Annotated in this window: 13 protein-coding genes; 7 read left to right on the plus strand and 6 right to left on the minus strand. The window is 65.5% G+C overall.

What is annotated here, in order from left to right; all coding sequences use genetic code 11:
• Window positions 1-64: 64 nt before the first annotated feature.
• Entirely contained in the window at window positions 65-919 is an 855-nt protein-coding gene (apbC, locus tag C1927_RS14945; protein ID WP_108747110.1) for an iron-sulfur cluster carrier protein ApbC, read from the minus strand.
• A 186-nt stretch (window positions 920-1105) separates the two neighbouring features.
• On the opposite strand from apbC, the gene C1927_RS14950 reads away from it, so the two are divergent.
• The 5 genes from C1927_RS14950 (at window position 1106) to C1927_RS14970 (ending at window position 14076) form a co-directional block, all read left to right on the plus strand.
• Entirely contained in the window at window positions 1106-3127 is a 2022-nt protein-coding gene (locus tag C1927_RS14950; protein WP_108747111.1) for a prolyl oligopeptidase family serine peptidase, read from the plus strand.
• A gap of 189 nt (window positions 3128-3316) precedes the next feature.
• On the plus strand, window positions 3317-6196 hold the full coding sequence (locus C1927_RS14955; RefSeq protein ID WP_108747112.1) for a TonB-dependent receptor: 2880 nt from the start codon (window positions 3317-3319) through the stop codon (window positions 6194-6196).
• 376 nt (window positions 6197-6572) lie between these two features.
• Complete coding sequence (locus C1927_RS14960; RefSeq protein WP_108747113.1) at window positions 6573-9545, plus strand: TonB-dependent receptor; 2973 nt, start codon at window positions 6573-6575, stop codon at window positions 9543-9545.
• Window positions 9546-9734: 189 nt separating this feature from the next.
• The gene (locus C1927_RS14965) at window positions 9735-11840 is read left to right on the plus strand and encodes a M13-type metalloendopeptidase (protein ID WP_108747114.1); all 2106 of its coding nucleotides are present in this window, start codon (window positions 9735-9737) and stop codon (window positions 11838-11840) included.
• Between the two features lie 229 nt (window positions 11841-12069).
• A complete protein-coding gene (locus C1927_RS14970; RefSeq protein WP_108747115.1) occupies window positions 12070-14076 on the plus strand; it encodes a M13 family metallopeptidase in 2007 nt (668 codons plus the stop codon).
• A 127-nt stretch (window positions 14077-14203) separates the two neighbouring features.
• On the opposite strand, the gene C1927_RS14975 is transcribed toward C1927_RS14970, so the two are convergent.
• Window positions 14204-17242, minus strand: a complete 3039-nt coding sequence (locus tag C1927_RS14975) for a TonB-dependent receptor (RefSeq protein ID WP_108747116.1) — start codon at window positions 17240-17242, stop codon at window positions 14204-14206.
• 737 nt (window positions 17243-17979) lie between these two features.
• Window positions 17980-19635, minus strand: a complete 1656-nt coding sequence (locus C1927_RS14980; protein WP_108747117.1) for an SDR family oxidoreductase — start codon at window positions 19633-19635, stop codon at window positions 17980-17982.
• Window positions 19636-19769: 134 nt separating this feature from the next.
• Here C1927_RS14980 and C1927_RS14985 point away from each other — a divergent pair, with 134 nt between their 5' ends.
• Both C1927_RS14985 and C1927_RS14990 read left to right on the plus strand, forming a co-directional pair.
• Window positions 19770-20252, plus strand: coding sequence for a VOC family protein (locus tag C1927_RS14985; RefSeq protein WP_079222656.1), 483 nt, complete (start codon window positions 19770-19772; stop codon window positions 20250-20252).
• Complete coding sequence (locus C1927_RS14990; RefSeq protein WP_108747118.1) at window positions 20249-21835, plus strand: NAD(P)/FAD-dependent oxidoreductase; 1587 nt, start codon at window positions 20249-20251, stop codon at window positions 21833-21835. The genes C1927_RS14985 and C1927_RS14990 overlap by 4 nt, the downstream gene beginning before the upstream one ends.
• A gap of 115 nt (window positions 21836-21950) precedes the next feature.
• On the opposite strand, the gene C1927_RS14995 is transcribed toward C1927_RS14990, so the two are convergent.
• The 3 genes from C1927_RS14995 to C1927_RS15005 all read right to left on the minus strand — a co-directional run bounded on the left by C1927_RS14995 (window position 21951) and on the right by C1927_RS15005 (window position 23974).
• Window positions 21951-22625 (minus strand): rhomboid family intramembrane serine protease, encoded by a 675-nt coding sequence (locus tag C1927_RS14995; protein ID WP_108747119.1) that lies wholly within the window; start codon window positions 22623-22625, stop codon window positions 21951-21953.
• Window positions 22626-22718: 93 nt separating this feature from the next.
• Window positions 22719-23057 (minus strand): MGMT family protein, encoded by a 339-nt coding sequence (locus tag C1927_RS15000; RefSeq protein ID WP_234458311.1) that lies wholly within the window; start codon window positions 23055-23057, stop codon window positions 22719-22721.
• Window positions 23054-23974 carry a DMT family transporter gene (locus C1927_RS15005; protein WP_108747860.1) on the minus strand — a complete coding sequence of 307 codons (921 nt, stop codon included), beginning with the start codon at window positions 23972-23974 and terminating at the stop codon, window positions 23054-23056. The genes C1927_RS15000 and C1927_RS15005 overlap by 4 nt, the downstream gene beginning before the upstream one ends.
• Window positions 23975-24030 lie beyond the last annotated feature (56 nt).

Raw genomic sequence — 24030 nt, forward strand, 5'->3', positions numbered from 1 at the left:
GCGAGGGGCGCGTGGATTCTAGCAGGGGGCCGGGCAGCCACGCCGCAGCCCCGCGGTTGCTGCCTCAGAGCAGCGAGGACAGGATCTGGATCGACGCCCGCGGGCGCTTGCCCACTTCGTCCACCAGGCGCTCGGCGGCCCGGCGATACGCCTGGGCGGCGGCCGAATCGGGCTGGGCGACGGTGATCGGGCTGCCGGCGTCGCCCTGCTCGCGGATATCGATCTGCAGCGGCAGCGACCCCAGCAGCGGCACGCCGTACTGCGCGGCCATGCGCTCGCCACCGCCCTCGCCGAACAGGTGCTCGACGTGGCCACAGTTGCTGCAGGTGTGCACGGCCATGTTCTCGACGATGCCCAGCACCGGCACCTCCACCTTCTCGAACATCTTCAGCGCCTTCTTCGCATCCAGCGTGGCGATGTCCTGCGGCGTGGTGACGATGACCGCACCGGCCAGCGGGATCTTCTGCACCAGGGTCAGCTGGATGTCACCGGTGCCCGGCGGCAGGTCGATCAGCAGGTAGTCCAGGTCGTCCCACAGCGTGTCTTCGAACAGCTGGGTCAGCGCAGCGGTCGCCCGCGGCGCGCGCATGATCAGCGGCGTCTCGTCTTCCACCAGGTAGCCGATGGACATGGTGTCCACGCCGAACGCACGCATCGGTTCGATGCTCTTGTTGTCCGGGCTTTCCGGGCGGCCGGACAGGCCGAGCATGGCCGGCACGCTGGGGCCGTAGATGTCCGCGTCCAGCACGCCCACGCGGGCACCGAGCTGTTGCAGGGCCACCGCCAGGTTCACCGAGGTGGTGGACTTGCCGACGCCCCCTTTGCCCGAACCCACCGCGATCACGTTGCGGATGCGCGCATGGGGCGACAGGCCCTTCTGTACCTGGCTGGCGTGGGGACGACGGGCGGGGCTGTTCACTGCGGACTCCGGAAGCGGTTCGTGGGGACTGGCAACCTCCCATCATACAAGTTGGACCCGCCGGGCCAGGCGATCAGCGCGCTCCGGTTGGCACTGACGCGCCTACCGAACATCTGCTACCGTCCGAATCCGTTCACCAATCAGTCAGCTTTCGACCTCGATCAACGCGCAGCCCAAGGACAAGAAATGCACGTGATTCCCCGCTTCCGCCTGGGTACCGCCCTGGCCCTGGCCCTGGCCGGCACCTCTGGCCACGCCGCCCCCGTCCCCATTGAAGACCTGGCGCGCCTGCCGGCGCTGCAGTCGGTTTCGATGAGCCCTGACGGCAAGCACCTGGTCGCACTGATCCCGTCCCCGGCCAACCCGGAAGAAACCGCGCTGGCCAGCTGGGACACCGACAGCCTGTCCGGCGGCCCGAAGGTGGTCACGCCGTCCGGTGACCGCATGAAGTTCATCGCCGCCGCGGCGCTGAAATCCGACCGCATCCTCGCTGTCGGCCGCCAGGAATGGACCGGCCAGCTGGGCGGCTGTGGCGAAGGCAGTGTTTCCGGCGCGACCAAGACCTTCGTGGTCAAGACCTACCTGACCGACACGACCCAGAAGGACTTCGGCGAAGCCTTCGCCGACAACACCCGCAAGCTGGGTGTCAGCGAGCAGACCCAGCGCTGCCTTGAACTGGGTGGCACCGCGTCGCTGGTCAACATGCTGCCGCTGGATCCTGACCGGGTGATCATCCGCCAGCTGAGCGAAATCTCGCTGACCGCCAACTACTATCTGTACAACCTCAAGACCAAGGAAACCGAGCTGCTGTTCCGCGGCGGCACGCGCGCCCAGCCCGCGCTGTTCGACGCGCGCACCGGCAAGGTGCTGGCCAAGGCCCAGATCGAACCGGTCAGCGGCGACTACGAGCAGCAGGTGCTGATCCTGGACCCGTCGTCCGGCCAGTTCGTGCTGCAGAAGCCCCTGCTGTCCAAGCTGTCCAACCGGCACTCGGTGGAGCTGGCCGGCGTGGATGACGCCACCGGCAAGTACTACATCCTGACCGACCTGTTCTCGGACAAGGTCCAGGTCCATCTCTACGACGCAAAGCTGCAGAAGTTCGACCCCGAGCCTGTCCTGGCCAACCCGAACTTCTCCATCGCCAGCCTGGTGTTCAGCACGCAGCCGAAGACCTTCAACCAGGTCGTGGGCTTCACCATCGATGGCCCCAGCGCGCAGACGGTGTACGTGGACCCGACCCTGAAGTCGATCCAGGACACGCTGAAGCAGGCCGCCGGCGGCCGCCAGGTGGAAATCGCCCGCTACAACGATGATTTCTCGCGCATCCTGTTCCGCGCCGTCGGCCCTGATGCGCCCACCAGCTACTTCCTGCTGCTGGACCGCAAGAATGTGGTCAGCCTGGGCAGCGAGCGCCCATGGATCGCCAAGGGCGCCACCGGCGAAGAGCGCTGGGTCACCTACAAGGCCCGTGACGGGCGCGAGATTCCCGCCATCCTCGACCTGCCGCAGGGCTGGAAGGACGGCGACCCGGCACCGCCGGCCATCGTCAACCCGCATGGCGGCCCCTGGGCGCGCGACTACGTGCAGTGGGACGCCTCGGGCTGGATCGCACTGCTGACCTCGCGCGGCTACGCGGTGCTTCGCCCGCAGTACCGCGGTTCGTCGGGCCTGGGTCGCGAGCTGTGGATCGCCGGCGACCGCGAATGGGGCCAGAAGATGTCCGACGACAATGACGACGGTGCTGCCTGGCTGGTGTCGCAGGGCTTCGCTGCCAAGGACCGCATCGCGATCTTCGGCTACTCCTACGGTGGTTTCGCCGCTGCTGCGGCGACGGTGCGACCGAAATCGCCGTACCAGTGCGCCATCGCAGGTGCGCCGGTGACCGACCTGGCCCGTCTGGGCACGTCGTGGAGCGACAACCGCCTGCAGCGCATCCTGCAGGGGCAGACCGTCAAGGGCATGGATCCGATGCGCAACACCGCGTCGGCCAACATCCCGGTCATGCTCTTCGTCGGTGACCGCGACGTGCGCACGCCCTCGTTCCACGCACAGGGCTTCTACGACGCGGTCAAAGGCAAGGTGCCGGCGAAGTTCCACCTGATCGCCGACCAGCAGCACAGCATGCCGTGGTACCCGCGCCAGCAGCGCGAGACGCTGGGCCTGATCGAATCGTTCCTGAAGAACGACTGCGGCCCCGGCGGCCTCTGATTTCACCTTTAACACAAAGATGTGAAGAAAAACCCTCTCGAGCCTGAACCGAGAGGGTTTTTTTGCTTCAAAAGCCCCAGATGTCTTTTAAAAACAACGCGTTATAAATTTTCATATTCATATTGCATTTAGCTAACGCCCTACTTACACTCGCTTAACCGAAGCATAACAAGTGGGGATCCAACCGAAATGCGCACCGCCAATCGCCAGATCAAGCCAAGCCGCGTCCCATTGACCCTCGCCGTCCTCGCATGCCTGCAGGCCGCGCCCGTCTTTGCCCAGGAAGCGGAACCGCAGCAGCCGACGACCACGTCGAGCAGCGCGTCCAAGAACGCCACCAACCTGGATGCCATCAGCGTCACCGGTTCGCTCATCAAGCGCCCGGAGTACGAAACCACCTCGCCGGTGCAGGTCATCTCGATCGACAAGAGCATCGCCTCCGGTCAGTTCGACACCGCTGACTTCCTGCAGACCTCGGCGATCGCCGCTGGCTCGACCCAGATGAACAACCAGTTCGGCGGCTTCGTCGTCGAAGGCGGCACCGGCGTGCAGACCGTCTCGCTGCGTGGCCTGGGCGCCAACCGCACCCTGGTCCTGCTCGACGGCCAGCGCCCCGGCCCGGCCGGTACCCGCGGCCAGGTCGGCTCATTCGACCTGAACGTCATTCCGCAGGCCATCCTGCAGCGCATTGAAATCGTGAAGGACGGCTCGTCCTCCATCTACGGCTCGGACGCTCTGGCCGGCGTGGTCAACCTGATCACCAAGAAGAGCATCGACCGCCCGGAGATGACCTACTCGATGAGCGTTCCGCAGCACGGCGGCGGCGAGCAGTTCTCTGCCTCGATCGCCAACGGCTGGAACTTCGAGAAGGGCAGCATCGTTGCTGCGGCCCAGTGGGACCGCCTGAACGCCCTGACCGTCGGCGACCGTGACTTCTTCTCCTGCGCCCAGGACATGGTGTGGGGCACTGACGGCAAGCGTATCGACCGCGAGGATCGTTCGATCCTGGCCGGCACCGACCTGGCAGGCTGCAGCACCGGCAACCTGTACGCCAATACCATCATCAACTACAACAACTCGGCGATCCGCTACGTGCCCTCGCCCGATGGCAGCACTGTCGGTCCGTTCCCGGGCTACCGCCCGCGCCCGCGCCCGACCCCCACCTACGCCAACGGTGGTACGGCCTATTACGAGGACGTGCTGAACTACCCGTTCTACCATGACCAGGAAGTGATCAACCAGCGCGAACGCGCCACGCTGTACGCCGCCACCGATTTCAGCTTCGACAGCTTCAACTGGAAGACGCAGTTCCTGTACAACCGCCGCGAGACCAAGGCGCACTCCTGGCGCCAGTTCTTCCCGATCGTGTACAGCGAAGCGGCCGATGACCTCTTCCAGGTCATCATGCCGTTCCCGAGCGACCAGAAGATCACCGTCGACTACTTCTACGGCACCACCAAGTTCGACGGCCAGTTCAAGTCCACCGAGAGCTGGGCCTGGGAAATCAACGCCGGCTACAGCCGCTCGAGCGGCGATTACGGTGCGCTGGCCATCGATGCGACCCGTACGGGTGATCTGTCCTACGACAACAGCGGCGACATGCCGGTCGACTACTTCAACGCCGGCTTCCTGAGTGGCCAGCGCATGGACGAGCTGGTGAACGCGATCGGCCGGTACCACACTGGCAACACCGTGTACGAACAGACCAGTGCGAACGCCATCCTCAGCGGCAACCTGTTCACGCTGCCGGCCGGCGACGTCGCCTCGGCCTTCGGCGTCGAGTTCCGCAAGTACAAGATCAACGACACCCCGTCGGAGTTCTCGCGCTCGGGCAACATCTGGGGTTCCAGCACCGCCGACATCACCAAGGGTACCGACAAGGTGAAGGAAGCCTTCGCCGAAGTGGACGTGCCGCTGCTGAAGGGCATTCCGGGCATCGAATCGCTGTCGGTCAACCTGTCCGGCCGCGTGTTCGAATATGACTCCGTGTCGGGTTCGGACAAGGTCTGGAAGACCGGCGTGAACTGGCAGATCGTCCCCTCGCTGCGCGTCCGCGGCACCATGGGCACCTCCTACCGTGCGCCGGGCCTGTATGAGCTGTACCTGGGCAACCAGACCGGCTTCCTGGCCCAGAACCAGATCGACCCCTGCATCCTGTGGGGCGACAGCAACAACGACTTCCTGCGCGCCAACTGCGGTGCGGCTGGCATTCCGGAAACCTACGCCGGCGGCGGTGGCAGTGCCACCATCTATTCCGGTGGCGGCGCTGGCCAGCTGAAGCCGGAAACCTCCAAGGCCAAGACCCTGGGCCTGGTGTGGACCCCGACCTTCGCCAACCTGAACATCGCGCTGGACTACTTCGACTACGACGTGCGCGGCGAAATCACCCAGCTTGACGAATACGACATCGTGTTCGGCTGCTACGGTTCGGCCGTGTACCCGAACTCGTTCTGCAACAACCTGGTGCGCAACAGCCCGACCGATCCGGCCAACCCGAACCAGATCACCACCATCTACAACCAGTACGTGAACATCAACCGCGAGCGTACCCGCGGCTACGACCTGCAGATCAACTACGACAACGACTTCGCCTTCGGCAAGTTGTCCGCCGAAGCGCAGGTCACCTACACGCTGGAAGACACCTACCAGCTGTTCGACTCGGCAGCTGACAGCGGCTTCACCACCTCCGACCAGGTGGGCTACATCGGCCGTCCGAAGACCGTCGGCCTGGCCAGCGTGAGCCTGGAGCGCGGTGACTGGGCCTTCAACTGGCAGGGTGTCTACAACAGCAGCACGCAGAACAAGGATCTGGACCGGACCTTCACCTACTCCGGCTACCAGAACGCAACGCGCGACATCAAGGCCGGCTGGCAGTTCCGCCACAACGTCTCGGTGGCCTACAACATGGACGACTGGAGCCTGATGGTCGGCGTGCGCAACCTGTTCGACAAGGCACCGGACCTGATTTCCAACACCGCCGGTACCCGCTACGGCAACACCCCGCTGTACGCATCGCAGTACGACTGGTACGGTCGTACGTTCTTCGCCCGGGTTTCCTACAAGTTCTGACCGGCGACAACGTCAACATGAAAAGGGCGGCTTCGGCCGCCCTTTTCTTTTGTCTTCAGCCCGGCAGCCGGCACGCGGACAGACGCGCGAGACGCCAGCTTGTGCAAAGCCCACGCCACTTCTGCGCAAAGCTTCGCTTAATCCCCTATTCATCTCTATTGTTAGCTTACATACGCAACCATCACAAGTGAGACTAAGCCACTGTATTTGTTGCAATTTGATGAACAACTGGGACACGAAACGCGTCAATGCGTGATGAAAACATGCATTTCTCGTTAAGGCCGTGTTAGGTTCGAGGCGAGTCAGGACGACACATGAACGCACACAGAACTACGGCACGGAAGCCAGCATTCACATCCATTAGGGGGTTTCACGCATGACGATTCACCGCACGCCCGGTCGCCACCCGCTGACCTGCGCCCTGCTGGCCGGCCTGATGGCCGCCGCTGCAGCACCGGCCTTCGCCCAGGACGCCGAGTCCACCGGCAACAGGGCCGTCGACCTGGACAAGGTCACCGTCACCGGCTCGCGTATCGCGCGTACCGGTTTCGTCACCCCGTCGCCGGTCACGGCCATCTCGGCCGAGGAAATCCGTGGCACCGGCGCGGTGAACATCGGTGACCTGATGGCAAAGATGCCGCAGCTCACCCCGACCTACACCATGGGCAACTCGACCCGTTTCATCGGCACCGCCGGTCTGGGCCTGATGGATCTGCGTGGCATGGGCACCGCACGCACCCTGGTGCTGGTCAACGGCCGCCGCCACGTGGGCGCCAGCCCGGGCTCCACCGCCGTGGACGTCAACACCATCCCGGTCGAGTGGATCGAGCGCGTTGAAGTGATCACCGGTGGTGCATCCGCCGTGTACGGCGCCGATGCGGTTGCCGGCGTGGTCAACTTCATCATGAAGAAGAAGTTCGATGGCTTCGAACTGCGCGCCCAGCGCGGCGCAGCATCGGAAGGCAGCTTCGACCGTTCCTTCATCAGCTTCTCCGGCGGCAAGGACTTTGCCGACGGCCGCGGCAGCGCCGCCATCGCGATGGAGTACAGCACCCAGGGCCGCTACGGCCGTGGCGATCGCGCGATCGGCCGTGAGTTCCTGACCACGGTCAACAACCCGAACTATGACGCCAGCAAGCCGCCGAGCGAAAGCAACCCGCAGACCATCCTGCAGGGTCCGGGCGGCAACCATGCGCTGTCCTACGGCGGCACGTTCACCCTCGGCGCATTCCGCGCTGACGGTTCGAACCGCTATGTGTTCAATCCCGATGGCACGTTCCGCAAGAACCGCTATGACGGCACGATCGTCAGCGCGAACACCTGTACGAACTGCGATTTCGCCGATCTGAATGCCGTCGCGGATCTGGAGCCGGCGTTCAACCGCTTCAGCTTCAACACCGCCGTCAACTTCGATCTGAACGACGACCACCGCCTGTTCTTCGAAGGCAAGTACACCAAGACCGAATCGGAGTTCTTCGGCCAGCCGACCTTCGACCAGGTGGGTACCGCGCGCGCCCTGCGCATCCAGCGCGACAATGCGTACGTGACCCCGGAGCTGGGCGCCCTGATGGACGCCAACGGCCTGAGCACCCTGCTCGTGTCGCGCTTCAACGTTGATTCCGGCCGTCGCGGCGAAAACGTCGAGCGCTCCACCGCACGTGCCGTGCTGGGCCTGGAAGGCAACCTGGGCGCCGACTGGACCTACGAGGCTTCGGCCAACTTCGGCCAGACCACCATCGATCGCATCAACTTCAACAACCGTATTGAAGAGCGTTGGCAGGCCGGTCTGGATGCCGTCATCAATCCGGCCAACGGCCAGATCGTCTGCCGCTCGACGCTGAACCCCAACGCCGTCAACCCGTATACCGGCCGTGCCTACTCGGCCGCCCTGGTCGCCGGCTGCGTTCCGTTCAACGTGATGGGCAACGGCAAGGTCAGCCCGGAAGCAGCTGCATGGTTCAACACCAATTCGCTGAACCAGTCCAAGCTGAAGCAGCAGGTGTTCAGCGCCTCGGTGGCCAACGGCTCGCTGTTCTCGCTGCCGGCCGGTGACATGGGCATCGCAGCAGGCGTGGAGTACCGCAAGGAACAGAGCCAGGAAAACACCGATCCGCTGTCGGCGATGGGCCTGACCTTCCTGAACGCCATCCCGAGCCGTGGTGGCGAGTACGACACCAAGGAAGCCTTCGTGGAAACCTCGGTGCCGCTGCTGGCCGACATCCCGGGCATCCGCCGCCTGAACCTGGATCTGGCCGGTCGTTACTCGGACTACAGCACCATCGGCGAAACCAAGACCTGGAACGTCGGCCTGGATTGGGAAGTGCTGAGCTCCCTGCGCTTCCGCGCCAGCCTGGCCAAGGCCGTCCGCGCCCCGAGCATCGGCGAACTGTTCAACCCGCAGTCGCAGAACTTCGCGACCATCAACGATCCCTGCAATACGCTCTCGACCAACTCGAACCGTCCGGGCACCGCGAAGGATCCGGCACTGCGTGCAGCCAACTGCGCCGCGCTGGGCATCCCGAGCAACTGGGTGGACACCTACACGGCGACCCGCCCGGGCGTCAGCGGCGGCAACCCGGACCTGAAGCCGGAGCGTTCCAAGTCGGTGACCATGGGCTTCGTGTGGCAGCCTGAGTTCCTGGACGGCTTCGGCATGTCGATGGACTACTGGCGCATCACGCTGGAAGACGCGATCGGTTCGGTGACCGCGCAGACCAACGCAACCCGTTGCGTTGACTCGCCCGGCGGCGTGCAGAACAACTCGTTCTGCGACATGGTGGTCCGCGCCAGCGGCACCGCAGGCACCCCGTACAGCATCATCGGCTGGACCGCGCTTGCCGAGAACCTGGCCAAGTCCCGCCGCGTCGGCGTCGACGTGGAAATGGACTACCGCTTCCAGCTGGCAGGCGGCAACACCACCCTGCGCCTGGTCGGTACCCGCCTGATCCAGTCGCGTGAGTGGGCCTTCCAGGCGTTCCCGGATGAGTTCACCGAGTACGTCACCTACTACAGCGATCCGCGCTGGCGCGGCCAGTTCAACGTCAACTATGACCTGGGCAACTTCCGCGCGAAGTGGGACATGATCTACGTCGACGGCAACCTGCGCGTGACCCCGGACAGCTACAAGTCCAACCCGGGTTCGCAGAGCCCGATCCGCAACCCGTCGTACCTGTACCACAACATGCAGGTCGGCTATAAGATCGCGGACTCCGGCGTGGAGGTCTACCTGGGCGTGGACAACGTGTTCGACAAGGATCCGCCGGTGAACTACTTCGGCACCGATCTGGGCTCGTCCTACTACGACATGGTCGGCCGTTATGCCTACGTGGGCGTGACCTACAAGTTCTGATCCCGTCAGGACCGCAATACCCCGACAGGCCCGGCTTTTGCCGGGTCTGTCTTTTTATGGGCCCCGCCCGGCCCTTGCGCCCGGCCATGACCTTCGACACCCTTGCAGGGCGGGCCAGCGGCGTATCGTTCGGCCCACAGCCGCCCCAAACGGCCCTTCCCTGAATCACTCGGCCTGGAGGCCATTCAAGTGACCCGTACTCCCAAGATCGTGCTGCTGACCCTGGCCGTTTCGGCCGCGCTGGTCGGCTGCGGCAAGACCGACACCCCGGCAAAGGACGCCACCGCCTCCACGCCGGCCGCCACTGACCAGGCCACCACCTACAAGCTGGACGAGGCCAAGCTGCCGGCCTACAACGCCTTCCAGGCCAGTGACCTGGACAGCGCGATGGACGCCTGCGGCGCCTTTGGCGACTACGTCAACAGCAAGTGGCTGGCCGCCAATGAGATTCCGGGCGACCGCACCAGCTGGGGCGCCTTCACCATCCTCGACGAGCGTTCGGTGGCCGTGCAGCACCAGCTGGCCGAGCAGCTTGCCCAGGTCAAGAACCCGAACCACATCGAGAAGATCGTCGGCGACCTGTGGGCCACCGGCATGGACGAAGCCAAGATCAACGCCCAGGGCATCGAGCCGCTGAAGGCTGACCTGGCCGCCATCGACGGCCTGCAGGACAAGGCCGCCATCGCCGATTACCTGCGCACCAGCGCAGCCAAGGGCGACAACGTCCTGTTCGGCTTCGGCGCCGAAGCGGACTTCAAGAACTCGGCCATGAACATGGCCTACGCCAGCCAGGGCGGCCTGGGCCTGCCGGACACCACCTATTACACCGACACCAAGAACGCCGACAAGCTGAAGGCCTACCAGGCGCACGTCGCCAAGGTGCTGGAACTGTCGGGCGTGGCCGCTGCCGATGCCGCCAAGCAGGCCGAGGACGTGGTCAAGTTCGAGACCCGCCTGGCCAAGGCCTCCAAGTCGCGCGTCGACCTGTCGCGCAACGTCGAGCTGTTCTACAACCCGGTCACCCTGGCCGACGCCGACAAGCTGACCCCGAACTTCAGCTGGACCGAGTTCTTCAAGTCGCAGGGCGTTGCCGCACCGGAGAAGTTCTCGCTGGCCATGCCGGCCTTCCACGAGGAAGTGAGCAAGGCACTGGGCGACACCGATCCGTCGGTCTGGCGCGCCTACCTGCGCTTCCACACCGTTGATGGCGCCTCGCCGTACCTGGCCGACGCCTTCGTGCAGGAGAACTACGAGTTCTACGGCAAGACCCTCAATGGCCAGAAGGAACAGAAGCCGCGCTGGAAGCGCGTGCTGGGCACCATCGAGAACGATGCCGGCGAAGCCTTTGGCCAGCTGTACGTGAAGGTCGCCTTCTCGCCGGAAGCCAAGGCGAAGATGGAAGAACTGGTGAAGAACCTGGCCGCGTCGCTGAAGGAACGCATCCAGGGCCTGAGCTGGATGAGCGACGAGACCAAGGCCAAGGCCATCGCCAAGTGGGAAACCTTCACCCCGAAGATCGGTTACCCGGACAAGTGGCGTGACTGGGCCGGCCTGCAGACCCAGCGCGACAGCTACCTGGGCAACGTGCGCGCCGCCAACGAGTTCAACTACAAGTTCAACCTGTCCAAGGTCGGCAAGCCGGTGGACAAGACCGAGTGGGGCATGACTCCGCAGACGGTCAACGCCTACTACAACCCGCTGCAGAACGAGATCGTGTTCCCGGCCGCCATCCTGCAGCCGCCGTTCTTCGACCCGAAGGCCGACGACGCCCTGAACTACGGCGGCATCGGCGCAGTGATCGGCCACGAAATGACCCACGGTTACGACGACCAGGGCGCACGTTTCGGGCCGACCGGCAACCTGGAAGACTGGTGGACCCCGGCTGACAAGAAGAACTTCGAAGGCCTGACCGGCAAGCTGGTCAAGCAGTTCGACCAGTACAAGGTCGACGGCCAGGCCGTGAACGGCCACCTGACCCTGGGCGAGAACATCGCCGACCTGGGTGGCCTGGCCACCGCCTACGACGCCCTGCAGAAGGCCACCGCCGGCAAGGAAGATCCGAAGGTCGACGGCTTCACCCGCGACCAGCGCTTCTTCTTCAACTGGGCCACCGTGTGGCGCACCAAGTACACCGCTGAAAACGCCAAGGTCCGCCTGGCGACCGACCCGCACGCCCCGGCGCAGTTCCGCGCCATGGGTGCGCCGTCGAACCTGCCGACCTTCGCCGCTGCATTCCAGTGCAAGGCCGGCTCGCCGATGGCCCGCACCGGCGACCAGCAGGTGGTGATCTGGTAAGCCGCGGCTGACGCCAAGGCAGACCCTTGAAGGCCCGGGATTTCCCGGGCCTTTTTTCGTGCAGCACCCGCCCGGCGGATGCGACGTGACGCATGCATCCCGTGCCCATACCACACCCTCCGGTAGCGCCGGGCCATGCCCGGCGGATGCGACGTGACGCATGCATCCCGTGCCCATGCACGGCTTGCTATAGTTCGCCCGCCCTCAATCCATCACGGATTCGTTCTACATGCCCAATTTCCGTCCGCTTGCCGTCGCCCTGGGTATCAGCCTGGCGACCCTGGTCCCGACCCACGATGCGTTCGCCGCCAAGAAGAAGGCCGTGCGCGCCCCGGCCGTCAGCGCCCAGTGCAGCGATTTCTACGATGCCACCAACGCGGACTGGCTGAAGGCCAACCCGGTGCCGCAGTCCGGTGCCGCCACCGCGCTGGGCCAGCTGGTCGACCGCAGCCGCCAGCAGCAGCGTGAACTGCTGGACGCCTCGATGAAGGTGCCGCAGGGCAACGTGCAGAAGCTGCTGGGCGACTTCTGGGCCAGCGGCCTGGACGAAGCCGCGGTGGAAGCCGATGGCTCCAACCCGATCGCCCCGCTGCTGACCCGCATCAACGCGATCAAGAAGGCCAAGGACGTGCCGGCCTCGATTGCCGCGCTGCACCAGGTCGGCATCCCGGTGGCCTTCAACTTCGGCCCGGACGTGGACCTGAAGGCGCTGGACCGCCACATCGGCTACTTCATGCAGGGCGGCATGGGCCTGCCCGATCCGGCGTTCTACACCCGTACCGACGCCGACACCGTGGCCCTGATGGGCCGCTACCGCAACTACGTCAAGCAGATCCTGGCCCTGACCGGCACCCCGGCAGCCAAGCTGGATGCCGAATCGCAGTCGGTGATCGAACTGGAAACCGAACTGGCCCGCAACGCGCAGTCGCTGGCCGGCATCAACAACCCGTTCAACAACTACGCGCCGATCTCGACCAAGGATCTCAACAGCCGCTACCGCAACCTGCAGCTGGATGCCTTCCTGAAGGCGCAGGGCGTGAACGACGACCTGGTCTCGCTGGCGGACCCGGGCCTGTTCAAGCAGCTCGACACCATGGTCACCAAGCTCAAGCCGGAACAGTGGAAGGCTTACCTGCGCTGGCGCGTGGGCGACTCGATGGCGCCGTACCTGTCCAAGGCCTACCGCGACGCCGAATTCGAGTTCCGCGGCCGCGTACTGCGTGGCCAGACCCTGCCCGCGCAGCGCTGGGAAAGCGTCCTGGATGCCATCAACGTGGCCGCCGGCCCGATGGTCGGCCGCGAGTACGCCGCCCGCTACCTGTCCGCCGAAGACCGTCGCCAGGCGGCGTGGATCGTCGACAAGGTGCGTGAAGTGCAGATCGAGGCGGTCAAGAACAGCACCTGGATGAGCGCCGAGGCCAAGACCGAGGCACAAGCCAAGCTGGGCGCGCTGAAGATCGAGATCGGCACCCCGCTGCGCGACCTGGACTACACCGTGCAGCCGATGGGCCGTGGCTCGTTCGGCAGCAACATGCTGATCGCTTCGACCTGGCGCCACCGCGAGGAAATGAAGCGCATCGGCAAGGGCAACGCCGACCGCCGCTGGGACGTGCTGCCGCAGCAGCCGTCGCTGGCCTACGACCTGGCGCAGAACCGCCTGATCGTCACTGCCGCCATCCTGCAGGGCCCGGTGTTCAACGCCAAGGCCGATGCCGCCGACAAGTTCGGCAGCTTCGGTGGCCTGGTCGGCCACGAACTGAACCGCGCCATCGACGCCAAGGGCGCCCTGGTCGATGCCAAGGGTGAACTGCGCAGCTGGTGGACCCCGGCCGACAAGACCGCCTGGACCCTGCTGGGCAGCCGCGTGGCCGCGCAGTACGGCGCCTACGAATTCCCCGGCGTGAAGGGTGCCAAGGTCAACGGCACGCTGACCCAGGAAGAGAACCTGGCCGACATCGCCGGCCTGGAACTGGCCTGGGCGGCCTACACCGCGCAGGAGCCGAAGGCCAAGCCGGCGCAGCAGCAGGGCTTCTTCCGCGCCTGGGCTGCACTGTGGCCGCAGCAGCTGTCGCCGAACGAAGCCGCTCGCCGCCTGACCGCCGACATCCGTGCACCGGGCCGCTGGCGCACCAACGGCCCGCTGTCGAACCTGCCGGCGTTCGGCGCGACCTTCAGCTGCAAGGCCGGCCAGCCGATGCAGCGCACCGACGCCGAGCAGATCAAGGTCTGGCGCTGAGCACGAGCGTGGTGCAGTAACGAAGAAGGCGCCGCAGGGCGCCTTTTTCGTGGGCGGTGGCCGCACATAAAAAGACCCCGGCAGATGCCGGGGTCAAACGTCCTACTGAAAGAGAGCGGGTTTTACATCAGAAATCGTAGGACGCACTCAGGCGCACCGAACGCGGTGCGGTGTAGAAGGTGCCGATACCGTAGGTATTGGAGACCGTGTGCTGGCCCGATTCATACGTCGGATCGGACTGGACCGCGCGGCGCTGGTTGAGCACGTTGAACACGTCCAGGCCGAACGCCAGCTTGTGGTCGGCAAAGGCCGGGCGGTACATCACGCCCAGGTCCAAGCGGTAGGTCCACGGCTGGCGGCCGGCATCACCCGGGCGCGACGGCTCGCCGTTGCAGTAGTGGTACGACGACCGATAGCCGATCGGATCGCTGCCATCTGCGCCGTAATAGCCGAGGCAGCTCTTCGGCATGCCCGAGGTGACGCGCAGGGTGGCCGACGCCGTCCACTCATCGTTGAACTGGTACGCGCCGTAGCCCTTCAGCTGGTGGCGACGGTCGTTGGCGAGGTAGCCACCGGCGTACTCCATCAGGTAGTAGGAATCCCAGTCCTGGGTCTTGGCCGCTTCATCCTGGCCGATGTCCGACTTGACCTGGCCTTCGGTGTTGCCGTAGCTGCGCGACCAGGTGTAATCCAGGCGGCCGTACCACTTGTCACTCAGCGGATGCTCGATGAACAGATCGACTGCAACGTAGCTGCGCTTGGCCTTGTTGCCGTTGTAGCCCCAGTCCGACGAGCTCATCTGCACCGGCGTGTAACCCGAGCCATCGCTGTGCTTGACCATGAAGGTATTGGTCTTGCCCGGGTTGAAGATCACGCAGCCCGGCACTTCCAGGCCGTCCGTATCAACGCCCATCGCATCGAGCTTTGCGTAGATCTGGTCGGAGTCGCAGGTATCGTCGATGGCGGTCTGCAGGCGACGGTAGGTGAACTTCGCACCCGTGTTCCAGGACGAACCCAGGGTCTTTTCGAAGCCCATGATGAACTCATCCTGGTACTGCGACTTCAGGTCGGTCGGCGCAACCGACAACGGATCGGGCGCAACGCCGTACTCGTTGTTGGTCGATACCGGGCCCGGGCCCAGTGCGGTCAGGTCGGTCGGGTTGCCGTTGGCATCGATGCCACCGTAGGTGAAGTACTCACTGGTATAGGTCGACGCCGATGCGCCACGGATGGCCACGCTGTTGGGCAGGGCCAGATAGTACCGGCCGAGGTTGGCGAACACCTTCAACGACGAATCGCCAAAGACATCCCAGCTGGCGCCCAGGCGCGGGGCCCACTGGTCACCACTTTCAACGTAGGCAATGGCCGAGCTGTTGTAGTTGGTGAACTTGTCGTTGCGCAGGCCCAGGGTCAGCAGCCAGTTCGGGCTGACCTGCCAGCGGTCTTCCAGGTAGTAGGCCTTCTGTTCCACCGACATGCTGGTGGTGGTGGAGAAGATGTACTTGTAGACGTAGTAGCCATCACCACCCGGCGCGGCAACGTCGAACGCCGGCGCCGGCGACGAACCCGGTGCGATGCGCGAATAGATCCAGGCGTAACCCGGGCCGGTCATCGCCTGCCCTTCGTTGTGGGCCTGGTAGGTCATGTTGTCGATACCGGCGGTCAGCTCATGGCTGCCGATGCGGTACTGCAGGTCCACGCGCAGGCCGCGGGTCTTGCTGCCGGCATCCAGCGACTTGGTGTACAGCGCGGTCTGGTCGTTGCGGATCGGCGTACCACCGGTGATCGACGGATCCTGGCTGGTCGGGCCGCTGATGTAGGGGTTGGCCGAATCCTTCGGATTGGATTCCAGGTTGGTTTCCTTGCTGCGGCCCCACACCGCGCTCAGGGTCAGGTCATCGGTCAGGTACCCGGTGTACTTGAAGATGTCGAACTCGTCCTTGAGCTTGGTCGTGTTGGCGAAGGTACCGGTGCGCTCGCCCTCGCTCATCGTGTCGTAGTCGAAATCACGGTAGTAGCTGCCGTAGCGGTCCGTGTTCTGCAGCCGGGTGTATTCCAGCGTGTTGTTGTCGTTGATGTTCCAGTCGATCTTGCCGTAGAACTTCGGCGTGTCGGTGGTGTAGTGGCTGCGGATCTGCTGTGCGGCTTCGGCAGCACTGGTGGACACGCCCTCGTTGCGATCCTTCTCGGCGGCGAGGTGGATGAACAGGCGATCCTCGATCAGCGGGCCGCTGACATAGCCGCTGTAGGTGGTGCGGGTCGCCGTGTCGCCCTTGCGCGAACGGTACAGGGAGCCGGCGACCGTGCCGGTAGGATCTTCGAGTTCGAGACCCGGCGGCGCGGTGTGGTTGGGGTAGTAGATGTCGCGCGGCGATTCGGCCAGCGAATCGGGCGACCAGGTGGTCTGGAAGCCGAACTTCCATTCATTGGTACCGCGCTTGCCGAGCTGGTTGATCACGCCGCCGGTGGAACGGCCGTAGCCGGCGCCGTAGCCACCCATGAAGGTTTCCTGCTGGTCGATCGAGCCATACGGCAGGCTGACACCGCCCATTGCATTGAGCGGATTGGTCGCGTTGAAGCCGTTCAGGTAGTACGCGTTCTCGGTGACACTGGAGCCGCCGAACGACAGCACCGAGCGCGAACCATTGGAGAACTCGCCACTGCCGGCGACGACGCCTGGCGCGAGCAGGGCGATCGCTTCGGCGCTGCGGCCCAGCGGCAGGACATCGAGCTGTTCGGAGGTGATGACCGACTTGGAGACAGTGTTGGTCACGTCGATCTTCGGGATGTTGGCGGCAGTGACGTTCACTGCGTCGAGGTTGGTGGCACCGCCGCTGGCGGACTGGCCAAAGGAGACTTCCGTGCCTACGCCGACCTTCAGCAGCACGTTGTCGCGTTGCTCTACCACCTGCCCGTCACGCTCGAGGGTGATGGAGTACCGGCCCACCGGCAGTGAACCCAGGTTGTAGCGGCCGTTTGCATCGACGTTCGCGCTGCGCTTGAGGCCCGAGTCGCTCTGTACGACGACCGTGGCGCCTGCGGCGGCCGGGGCGTTGCCATACAGGGAACCGGTGGTGCTCTGCGCCGCGGCGGCGCCGATGAAGGAGGTCAGGACAGCGGCAAGTGCCGTGCGCTTCAGCCGGATGGCCGTCTTGCTATAGGTCATGAAAATTCCTTGTTCCGTGAAAAGACACACTCGTTTTTCAGACTCGCTGCATCAGTGCTTCACCTTCGTAGCAGCTGAATAGAATATTAATTTCATAAAAGTTTAACTTGCAAGGGTTGATAGCAAATATTTTATCTTGTTGATTTAATTGATTTTTTCTTGATACAAAAGAAAACAATTGTTTACATTCCATTCAACTGAGACTTTTGCGGGCATATTTGCCCGCTTATCGACGGCGATATTCGAGAGGATCCGTGCCGCGAATCCGGGATATTCGAAAGATTTACTGAGTTAATGCTTTCGGTTTCATCGCTGTTTCGGGGAAGAAATACAGCGACAAGAAGGGCGCCGTAGCCCCATACAGGCGGGACTGCGAAAAAACGGCCCGACAGCGATCAGGGCCAGGCCACCACCGTGCGGAGGGAGAGCCGCTGTTCGCGGGGAACGAAGGGGAGATATACGCACAGCGAAACCCTGCGAGTCAGTGCCTCGCCCCTCGGTAAACCGGGTTGGATGCGCCACACCGCATGCCCCCGCGCGCACCGGAGCTCACGCCATGCGATTGAAAACCCTGGAGAAACAGCGAACCGTGGACACGATCAGGGCCATGCCCAAACCGATCCATGACGGGCGGCATGCGTCACGCCAGCACAGCACAAGCGCGACGGCCAAAGCAGGAAGCGACAGCGCTTGGTTCCGATTGCGACACGCCCGATGCAGGCCTGCATCAGTGCCCATCACCCTGGTTCCAGCGTTCCCCGGTAGTGCACGATGCGTCCGACCAGCGGCGCACCGATCTCGACATCGAACACGAAACGCCCGTCCACTTCCGACTCGAAGCTGTTCTCACCCGGCAGCAGCGCGCGTGGCAGCGGAATGCCGAGCAGCGACCAGCGGCGCGGTACCAGTTGCAGCTGGCCGCCCTCGACCACGACGGCCAGGGCCACCGACACCGCACCGAAACGCTCGACCAGCAGCGCATCGTTGCGGCCGCGCCCTTCGGTCTGCAGCGAGGAAAAACGGCGGCCGGCAAACGTACGCGTCCAGCGCTCGCCACCGGCTTCCGGCGTGAACTCAACGCTGACCGGCACCTGCTCGCCCGCCGCCGGAAAACCAAACAGCGTGCCCAGCAGACGCGACAGCAGGCCTCGGCCGCGCTGCACCTGCGCCCTGCCCTGCCAGCGCCGCGCCGCACCCGGCGCATGCAGCGCCTGCACGGCCGCTGGCAGCCGCGCATAGGCGTCCCCCAGCACGCGCTGGTACAGGCTGGCGCCGGGCATGTCGTGGCGGAAGCCGGTATGGATGGTGCGGCCGGCAAACAATCGATCGTAGTCGGCCAGCTCCAGCGCGTGCGTCGCGGGGCGCGCACCGGGCGCTGGCCGCTCGCCGAGGAGCTGCTTGCGGATCAGCGCTTCGATGACCATCGATGGAATGTAGGGACCATCATCGGCCTCGGCCAGCAGGTGCCAGCTCTGGCGTACCGGCGCACCATCACGCACACCGACCGCGCGCACGATCATGCCGCCGCGATGCTCGCCGAACTTCATCAGGTTCAGCACGGTGTAGAACAGCTGCGAGCACGGTTCCAGCGATGGCAGGCGCAGGTGCTGGCGGGCCTTGGCCAACACGTTGAGGATGCGGTGCAGGACTTCCGGCACCGGGCCGGCGCCGATCCAGATATCGGTGAGCGTCGGGTGTTCCGGCGGCAGCACCTGCAGGTCGGGCACGTCCACCAGCGAGAAATGCAGGTTGCGCAGCGGTATCCGGCCCGGCACCGCGACGGTGAAGCGGCGGCTCTCGGCCAGGCCCACGCCGTGGCTGTCGCGCCCACCACGGCGCAGCTTCACCGGCGCGCCGGCATAGCCCACCACCGCGCGCATCACGTTCAGGCCGATGCCCGCATACGGTGACGGCGCGATGCCGCCTTCCACGCTGAGGATGTCCATGCGCGTGGCCATCACCCGCAGCACCGCAGCGGTCAGCACCGGGAAGCTGCTGACCCCGGACAGCACGTAGACGCCGGCCGCCCGCGCCTGCGCGTCGAACTGCGGGACACCCGAAACGAAATCTGCCGCGTCGGCAAAGTCCAGGTAATCGATGCCGGCGGCGATGCAGGCTTCGATGGCCGCATAGCGCTGGCGGCCGTAATCCTGGAAGGGGCCGGATGCATCGACCACCAGGTCGGGCCGTTCGGCCTGCAACGTCGGCACCAGCTGCTGCCGGTCCACCCGCAAGGGCCGCAGCGTGGATTGGCCGCGGTACGCCAGGCAGAACGCCTCGGCCGCCGCCAGGGTGCGCCCGGCCACCAGCAGCTCCAGTTGCGGCAGATCCGCCAGCAACTGCACCAGGCGCCCTCCAAATACACCATATCCGCCCAGGATCAGGATCTTCACGCATCGTCCTTGTCGTGCTGCCATGGAGGGAACTGCTCTCCCGCAGGATGGTAGCGCGGTCCTGCAGTGCAGCACGATCCGGCATTAACACCGCCCGTGCTATCGCTGCGCCTTCGCCCGGTGCGGAGCCGCTCATGGCCATCAGGAACATCATCTGCGTGTGGTACGACAAGGACGCGCTGGAGGCCGCCACCTTCTACGCCAACACCTTCCCCGACAGCGCGGTGACCGCCGTCCACCACGCCCCCGGGGACTACCCGGCCGGCCAGGAAGGCGCCGTGCTCACCGTCGAGTTCACCGTCTGTGGCGTGGCCTGCGTCGGCCTCAATGGCGGGCCGACCTTCAAGCACAACGAAGCGTTCTCGTTCCAGATCCAGACCACCGACCAGGCCGAAACCGATCGCCTGTGGAATGCCATCGTCGGCAACGGCGGCCAGGAAAGCGACTGCGGCTGGTGCAAGGATCGCTGGGGCGTGTCCTGGCAGATCAGCCCGCGCATGCTGATCGAGGCGGTGACCAGCACGGACAAGGCGCTGGCCAAGCGCGCCTTCAACGCGATGATGCCGATGAAGAAGATCGACATCGCCACCATCGAAGCGGCGATCGCCCAGGCATGAGCCAGTGGGATGCCATCATCGTCGGCGGCGGCCACAACGGGCTGGTGTGTGCGGCCTATCTGGCGCGAGCGGGAAAGAAGGTGCTGGTGCTGGAGCGCCGCAACGTACTGGGCGGAGCGGCGGTTACCGAGGAGTTCCATCCCGGCTTCCGCAATTCGGTGGCGTCCTACACCGTGTCGCTGCTGCAGCCGAAGGTGATCGATGACCTGCAGCTGCATGCCCATGGCCTGCGCATCATCAACCGGCCGGCCAACAACTTCCTGCCGCTGGACGATGGCCGCTACCTGCTGTCCGCACCGGGCCGCACCCAGGCAGAGGTCGCGAAGTTCTCCGCGCGCGATGCACAGCGGCTTCCCGAGTACGAAGCGCGGCTGGAGATCTTCGCCGACGTGCTGCGCGCATGGGCACTGCGTGCGCCACCCGACCTGGGCGTGGCCGGCGGATGGCGCGCCCTGCCCGCGCTCTGGCAGATGGGGCGCCTCGGCCGCGAACTGGCCACGCTGGACGCCTCGCTGCGGCAGGAGCTGCTGGACCTGTTCACGCTGTCGGCCGCCGAGTATCTGGACCGCTGGTTCGAGAGCGAACCGATCAAGGCGCTGTTTGGCTTCGATGGCATCGTCGGCAATTTCGCCAGCCCGTACACGCCGGGCAGTGCGTATGTGCTGCTGCACCACGTGTTCGGCCAGTGCAATGGCGTGAAAGGTGCCTGGGGCCACGCGATCGGTGGCATGGGCGCGATCAGCCAGGCCATTGCCGCCTCGGCGCGCGACGCCGGCGCCGAACTGCGCGTGGATGCCGGTGTGCGGCGCGTTCTGGTCGAGCAGGGCCGTGCGGCCGGCGTGGAACTGGACAACGGCGAAAGCCTGCGCGCACGCACGGTGATCGCCAACGTCAATCCCAAGCTGCTCTACGAGCGGTTGCTGGAACCGGCAGAGGTACCGCAGGCGACGCGCGAGCGGATGGCGCAGTGGCGCTGCGGCTCGGGCACGTTCCGGATGAACGTCGCACTGTCGCGGCTGCCGGATTTCCGCGCCCTGCCCGGCCACGGCGATCACCTCAGCGCCGGCATCATCATGGCGCCCAGCCTGGAGTACATGGACCGCGCCTGGCTGGATGCACGCCGCGACGGTTGGTCGCGCGAACCGATCGTGGAGATGCTGATTCCCAGCACGCTGGACGATTCGCTGGCGCCGCCCGGGCAGCATGTGGCCAGCCTGTTCTGCCAGCACGTCGCGCCGGTGCTGCCCGGCGGGCGGCACTGGGATGATCATCGCGACGAAGTGGCCGACCTGGTGATCGCCACGGTCGAGCAGCACGCGCCGGGCTTCGCGGCCAGCGTGCTCGGCCGGCAGGTGCTGTCACCGCTGGACCTGGAACGCACCTTCGGCCTGATCGGCGGCGACATCTTCCACGGTGCGCTCAGCGCCAACCAGCTGTTCTCAGCGCGGCCGATGGTCGGCCAGGCGGGCTATCGCGGAGCGCTGCCGGGGCTGTACCTGTGTGGCTCGGGCACCCATCCCGGCGGCGGCGTGACCGGAGCACCGGGGCACAATGCGGCGCAGGTGGTGTTGCAGGATTTGTGAAGGCGTGCCGACCAACGGTCGGCACCCACAAACACCTACAGCGTCAAATGATCCGATCCAGAGCGTGCCGACCAACGGTCGGCACCTACCCGCGTGAAGCGAGGCGCGCTGCGCCTCACTTCACGCTGCGCAGATGGTTCGGGCGCTTCGGTGGGCCGGGCGGGCGGCGCTTGTTGAACGGCGACTGCCCGCGCCAGTAACGGATCAGCAACCAGCCGAACAGCATGCCGCCCAGATGTGCGAAATGCGCGACGCCCGGCTGCCAGCCGGTCATGCCCAGCACCAGTTCACCCACGCCGAACAGGATCACGAACGTGCGTGCCTTCATCGGAATGGGCGGGAACAGCAGCATCACGCGCTGGTTCGGGAACAGCATGCCGTAGGCCAGCAGCAGGCCGAACACACCGCCGGATGCGCCCAGCACCGTGGCCGGGTTCTCCAGCAGCGTACCCACCAGCAACTGGCAGACACCAGCACCGGCCACGCACACCAGGTAGTACAGCAGGAAGCGCTTCTCGCCCCAGGTCTGCTCCAGCGGCGCGCCGAACATGAACACCGCCAGCATGTTGAAGAACAGGTGGCCGAAGCTGCCGTGCAGGAAACCGTAGGTCAGCAGCTGCCAGGGCTGGAAGTTGCCGCCCGGGGAAAACGCATCGAAGCCCTGCTGCCAGGGCTGCAGCATGAAGGGCTCGAAGGTCTGCATGCCGAGCAGGAACGGCTGCTGCAGCAGGAACAGGATCGCGTTGGCGATCAGCAGGGCCTTGGTGACGGTGGGCAGTCGCGGGAACATGGGAATACCGGCATGGAACGGCCTCCATCATAGCCGCAGCATCACGACAGCGTGGCGACTGCCCCGCCCGCTCCGTTCAGTGGCCGGCAGCGATCAGCCCGGGCCCCAGATCGCGGCATCCAGCGCCGCAGCCGGGTCGATGGCCGGCATCCGCACCCGGCCGTTCTCGACCACCACGCCTTCGGCACGCAGGCGCTGCGACTGCTCGCGCCAGCCCGCCGAGCCTTCGGCCATGGCAATGCGCCCGTCCGAGCGCAGCACGCGGTGCCACGGCAGGCCGGGGTCTTCGTTCTGGCCCAGGATGCGCGCGGTGAGCCGTGCGCGGCCGGGCAGCCCCGCGCGCATGGCCACCTGGCCGTAGCCCAGCACCTGCCCTGGCGGGATCGCGCGGATCACCGCCAGGATGCGGTCACGCGCCTGTTCCGGCGTCAGCGCCGCAGGCGGGTCACCAGCAGTACGCCGATCAGCACCAGCACGGTGCCGGCGATCTGCGCCGGCCCCATCGGCTCGTCGAGCAGCCATAGACTCATCACGATGGTGGAAACCGGGCCCAGCATACCCACCTGCGCGGCCAGCGACGAGCCGACGCGCTGCACGGCCAGCATGATGGCCAGCACCGGCAGCACGGTGCATACCGTAGCGTTGACCAGCGACAGCCATTGCACCGCCGCAGGTGCCTGCCACAGCAGCGGCAGCGGATGGGTGATGGCGAAATGCAGCAGCACCAGCACGCTGGCCACGCAGCTGGCATAGGCGGTCAGCCGCACCGCACCGATGCGCGCGACCACCTGGCCACTGCCGAACAGGTACAGCGCGTAGCTGAGCGCGCTGCCCAGCACCAGCAGGCTGCCAACGATGATCTGCCCGCCCTCGCGCTGCAGGTCATGGCCGAAGGCCAGCAGCACGCCCAGGTAGCTCAGCGCCAGCGCTGCCACCTGCCAGCGGCCCGGACGCTGCCGCGCCAGCAGGACGTTGATCAGCAGCACCAGGGTCGGGTTCAAGTACAGGATCAGCCGTTCCAGGGTCACGCTGATGTACTGCAGGCCCTGGAAATCGAGCAGGCTGGACAGGTAGTAGCCGGTGAAGCCCAGCCACAGCACGCGCGCCCGGTCGGCCCAGGACAGCGGTTCGGTACGGCGTGCCGACCACAGGGCCATCAGCACGAACAGCGGCAGCGCCATCAGCATGCGCAGGGCCAGCAGCGTGGTGGCATCCACGCCATGGCGCAGGCCGAGCTTGACGATGATGGCCTTGCCGGACGCCGCGATGGCACCGACCGCAGCCAGGCCGATGCCACCCAGGGCAATGCGCGGGGAAGCAGTGGCGATGCGGGGGGAAGGACTGGACATCAGGACGGCGGCAGGCCGCACGGGGTGCGGCCACGGAGGTATGTGGGGACGCGCAT

It is taken from the genome of Stenotrophomonas sp. ZAC14D1_NAIMI4_1 (assembly GCF_003086775.1).
GTDB lineage: Bacteria > Pseudomonadota > Gammaproteobacteria > Xanthomonadales > Xanthomonadaceae > Stenotrophomonas.

Coding starts and splice junctions, on each gene's coding strand:
- C1927_RS14985 (WP_079222656.1), top strand. CDS start 19,770: ATGGCCATCAGGAACATCATCTGCGTGTGGTACGACAAGGACGCGCTG.
- C1927_RS14955 (WP_108747112.1), top strand. CDS start 3,317: ATGCGCACCGCCAATCGCCAGATCAAGCCAAGCCGCGTCCCATTGACC.
- C1927_RS14960 (WP_108747113.1), top strand. CDS start 6,573: ATGACGATTCACCGCACGCCCGGTCGCCACCCGCTGACCTGCGCCCTG.
- C1927_RS14970 (WP_108747115.1), top strand. CDS start 12,070: ATGCCCAATTTCCGTCCGCTTGCCGTCGCCCTGGGTATCAGCCTGGCG.
- C1927_RS15005 (WP_108747860.1), bottom strand. CDS start 23,974: ATGTCCAGTCCTTCCCCCCGCATCGCCACTGCTTCCCCGCGCATTGCC.
- C1927_RS14975 (WP_108747116.1), bottom strand. CDS start 17,242: ATGACCTATAGCAAGACGGCCATCCGGCTGAAGCGCACGGCACTTGCC.
- C1927_RS14990 (WP_108747118.1), top strand. CDS start 20,249: ATGAGCCAGTGGGATGCCATCATCGTCGGCGGCGGCCACAACGGGCTG.
- C1927_RS14995 (WP_108747119.1), bottom strand. CDS start 22,625: ATGTTCCCGCGACTGCCCACCGTCACCAAGGCCCTGCTGATCGCCAAC.
- C1927_RS14950 (WP_108747111.1), top strand. CDS start 1,106: ATGCACGTGATTCCCCGCTTCCGCCTGGGTACCGCCCTGGCCCTGGCC.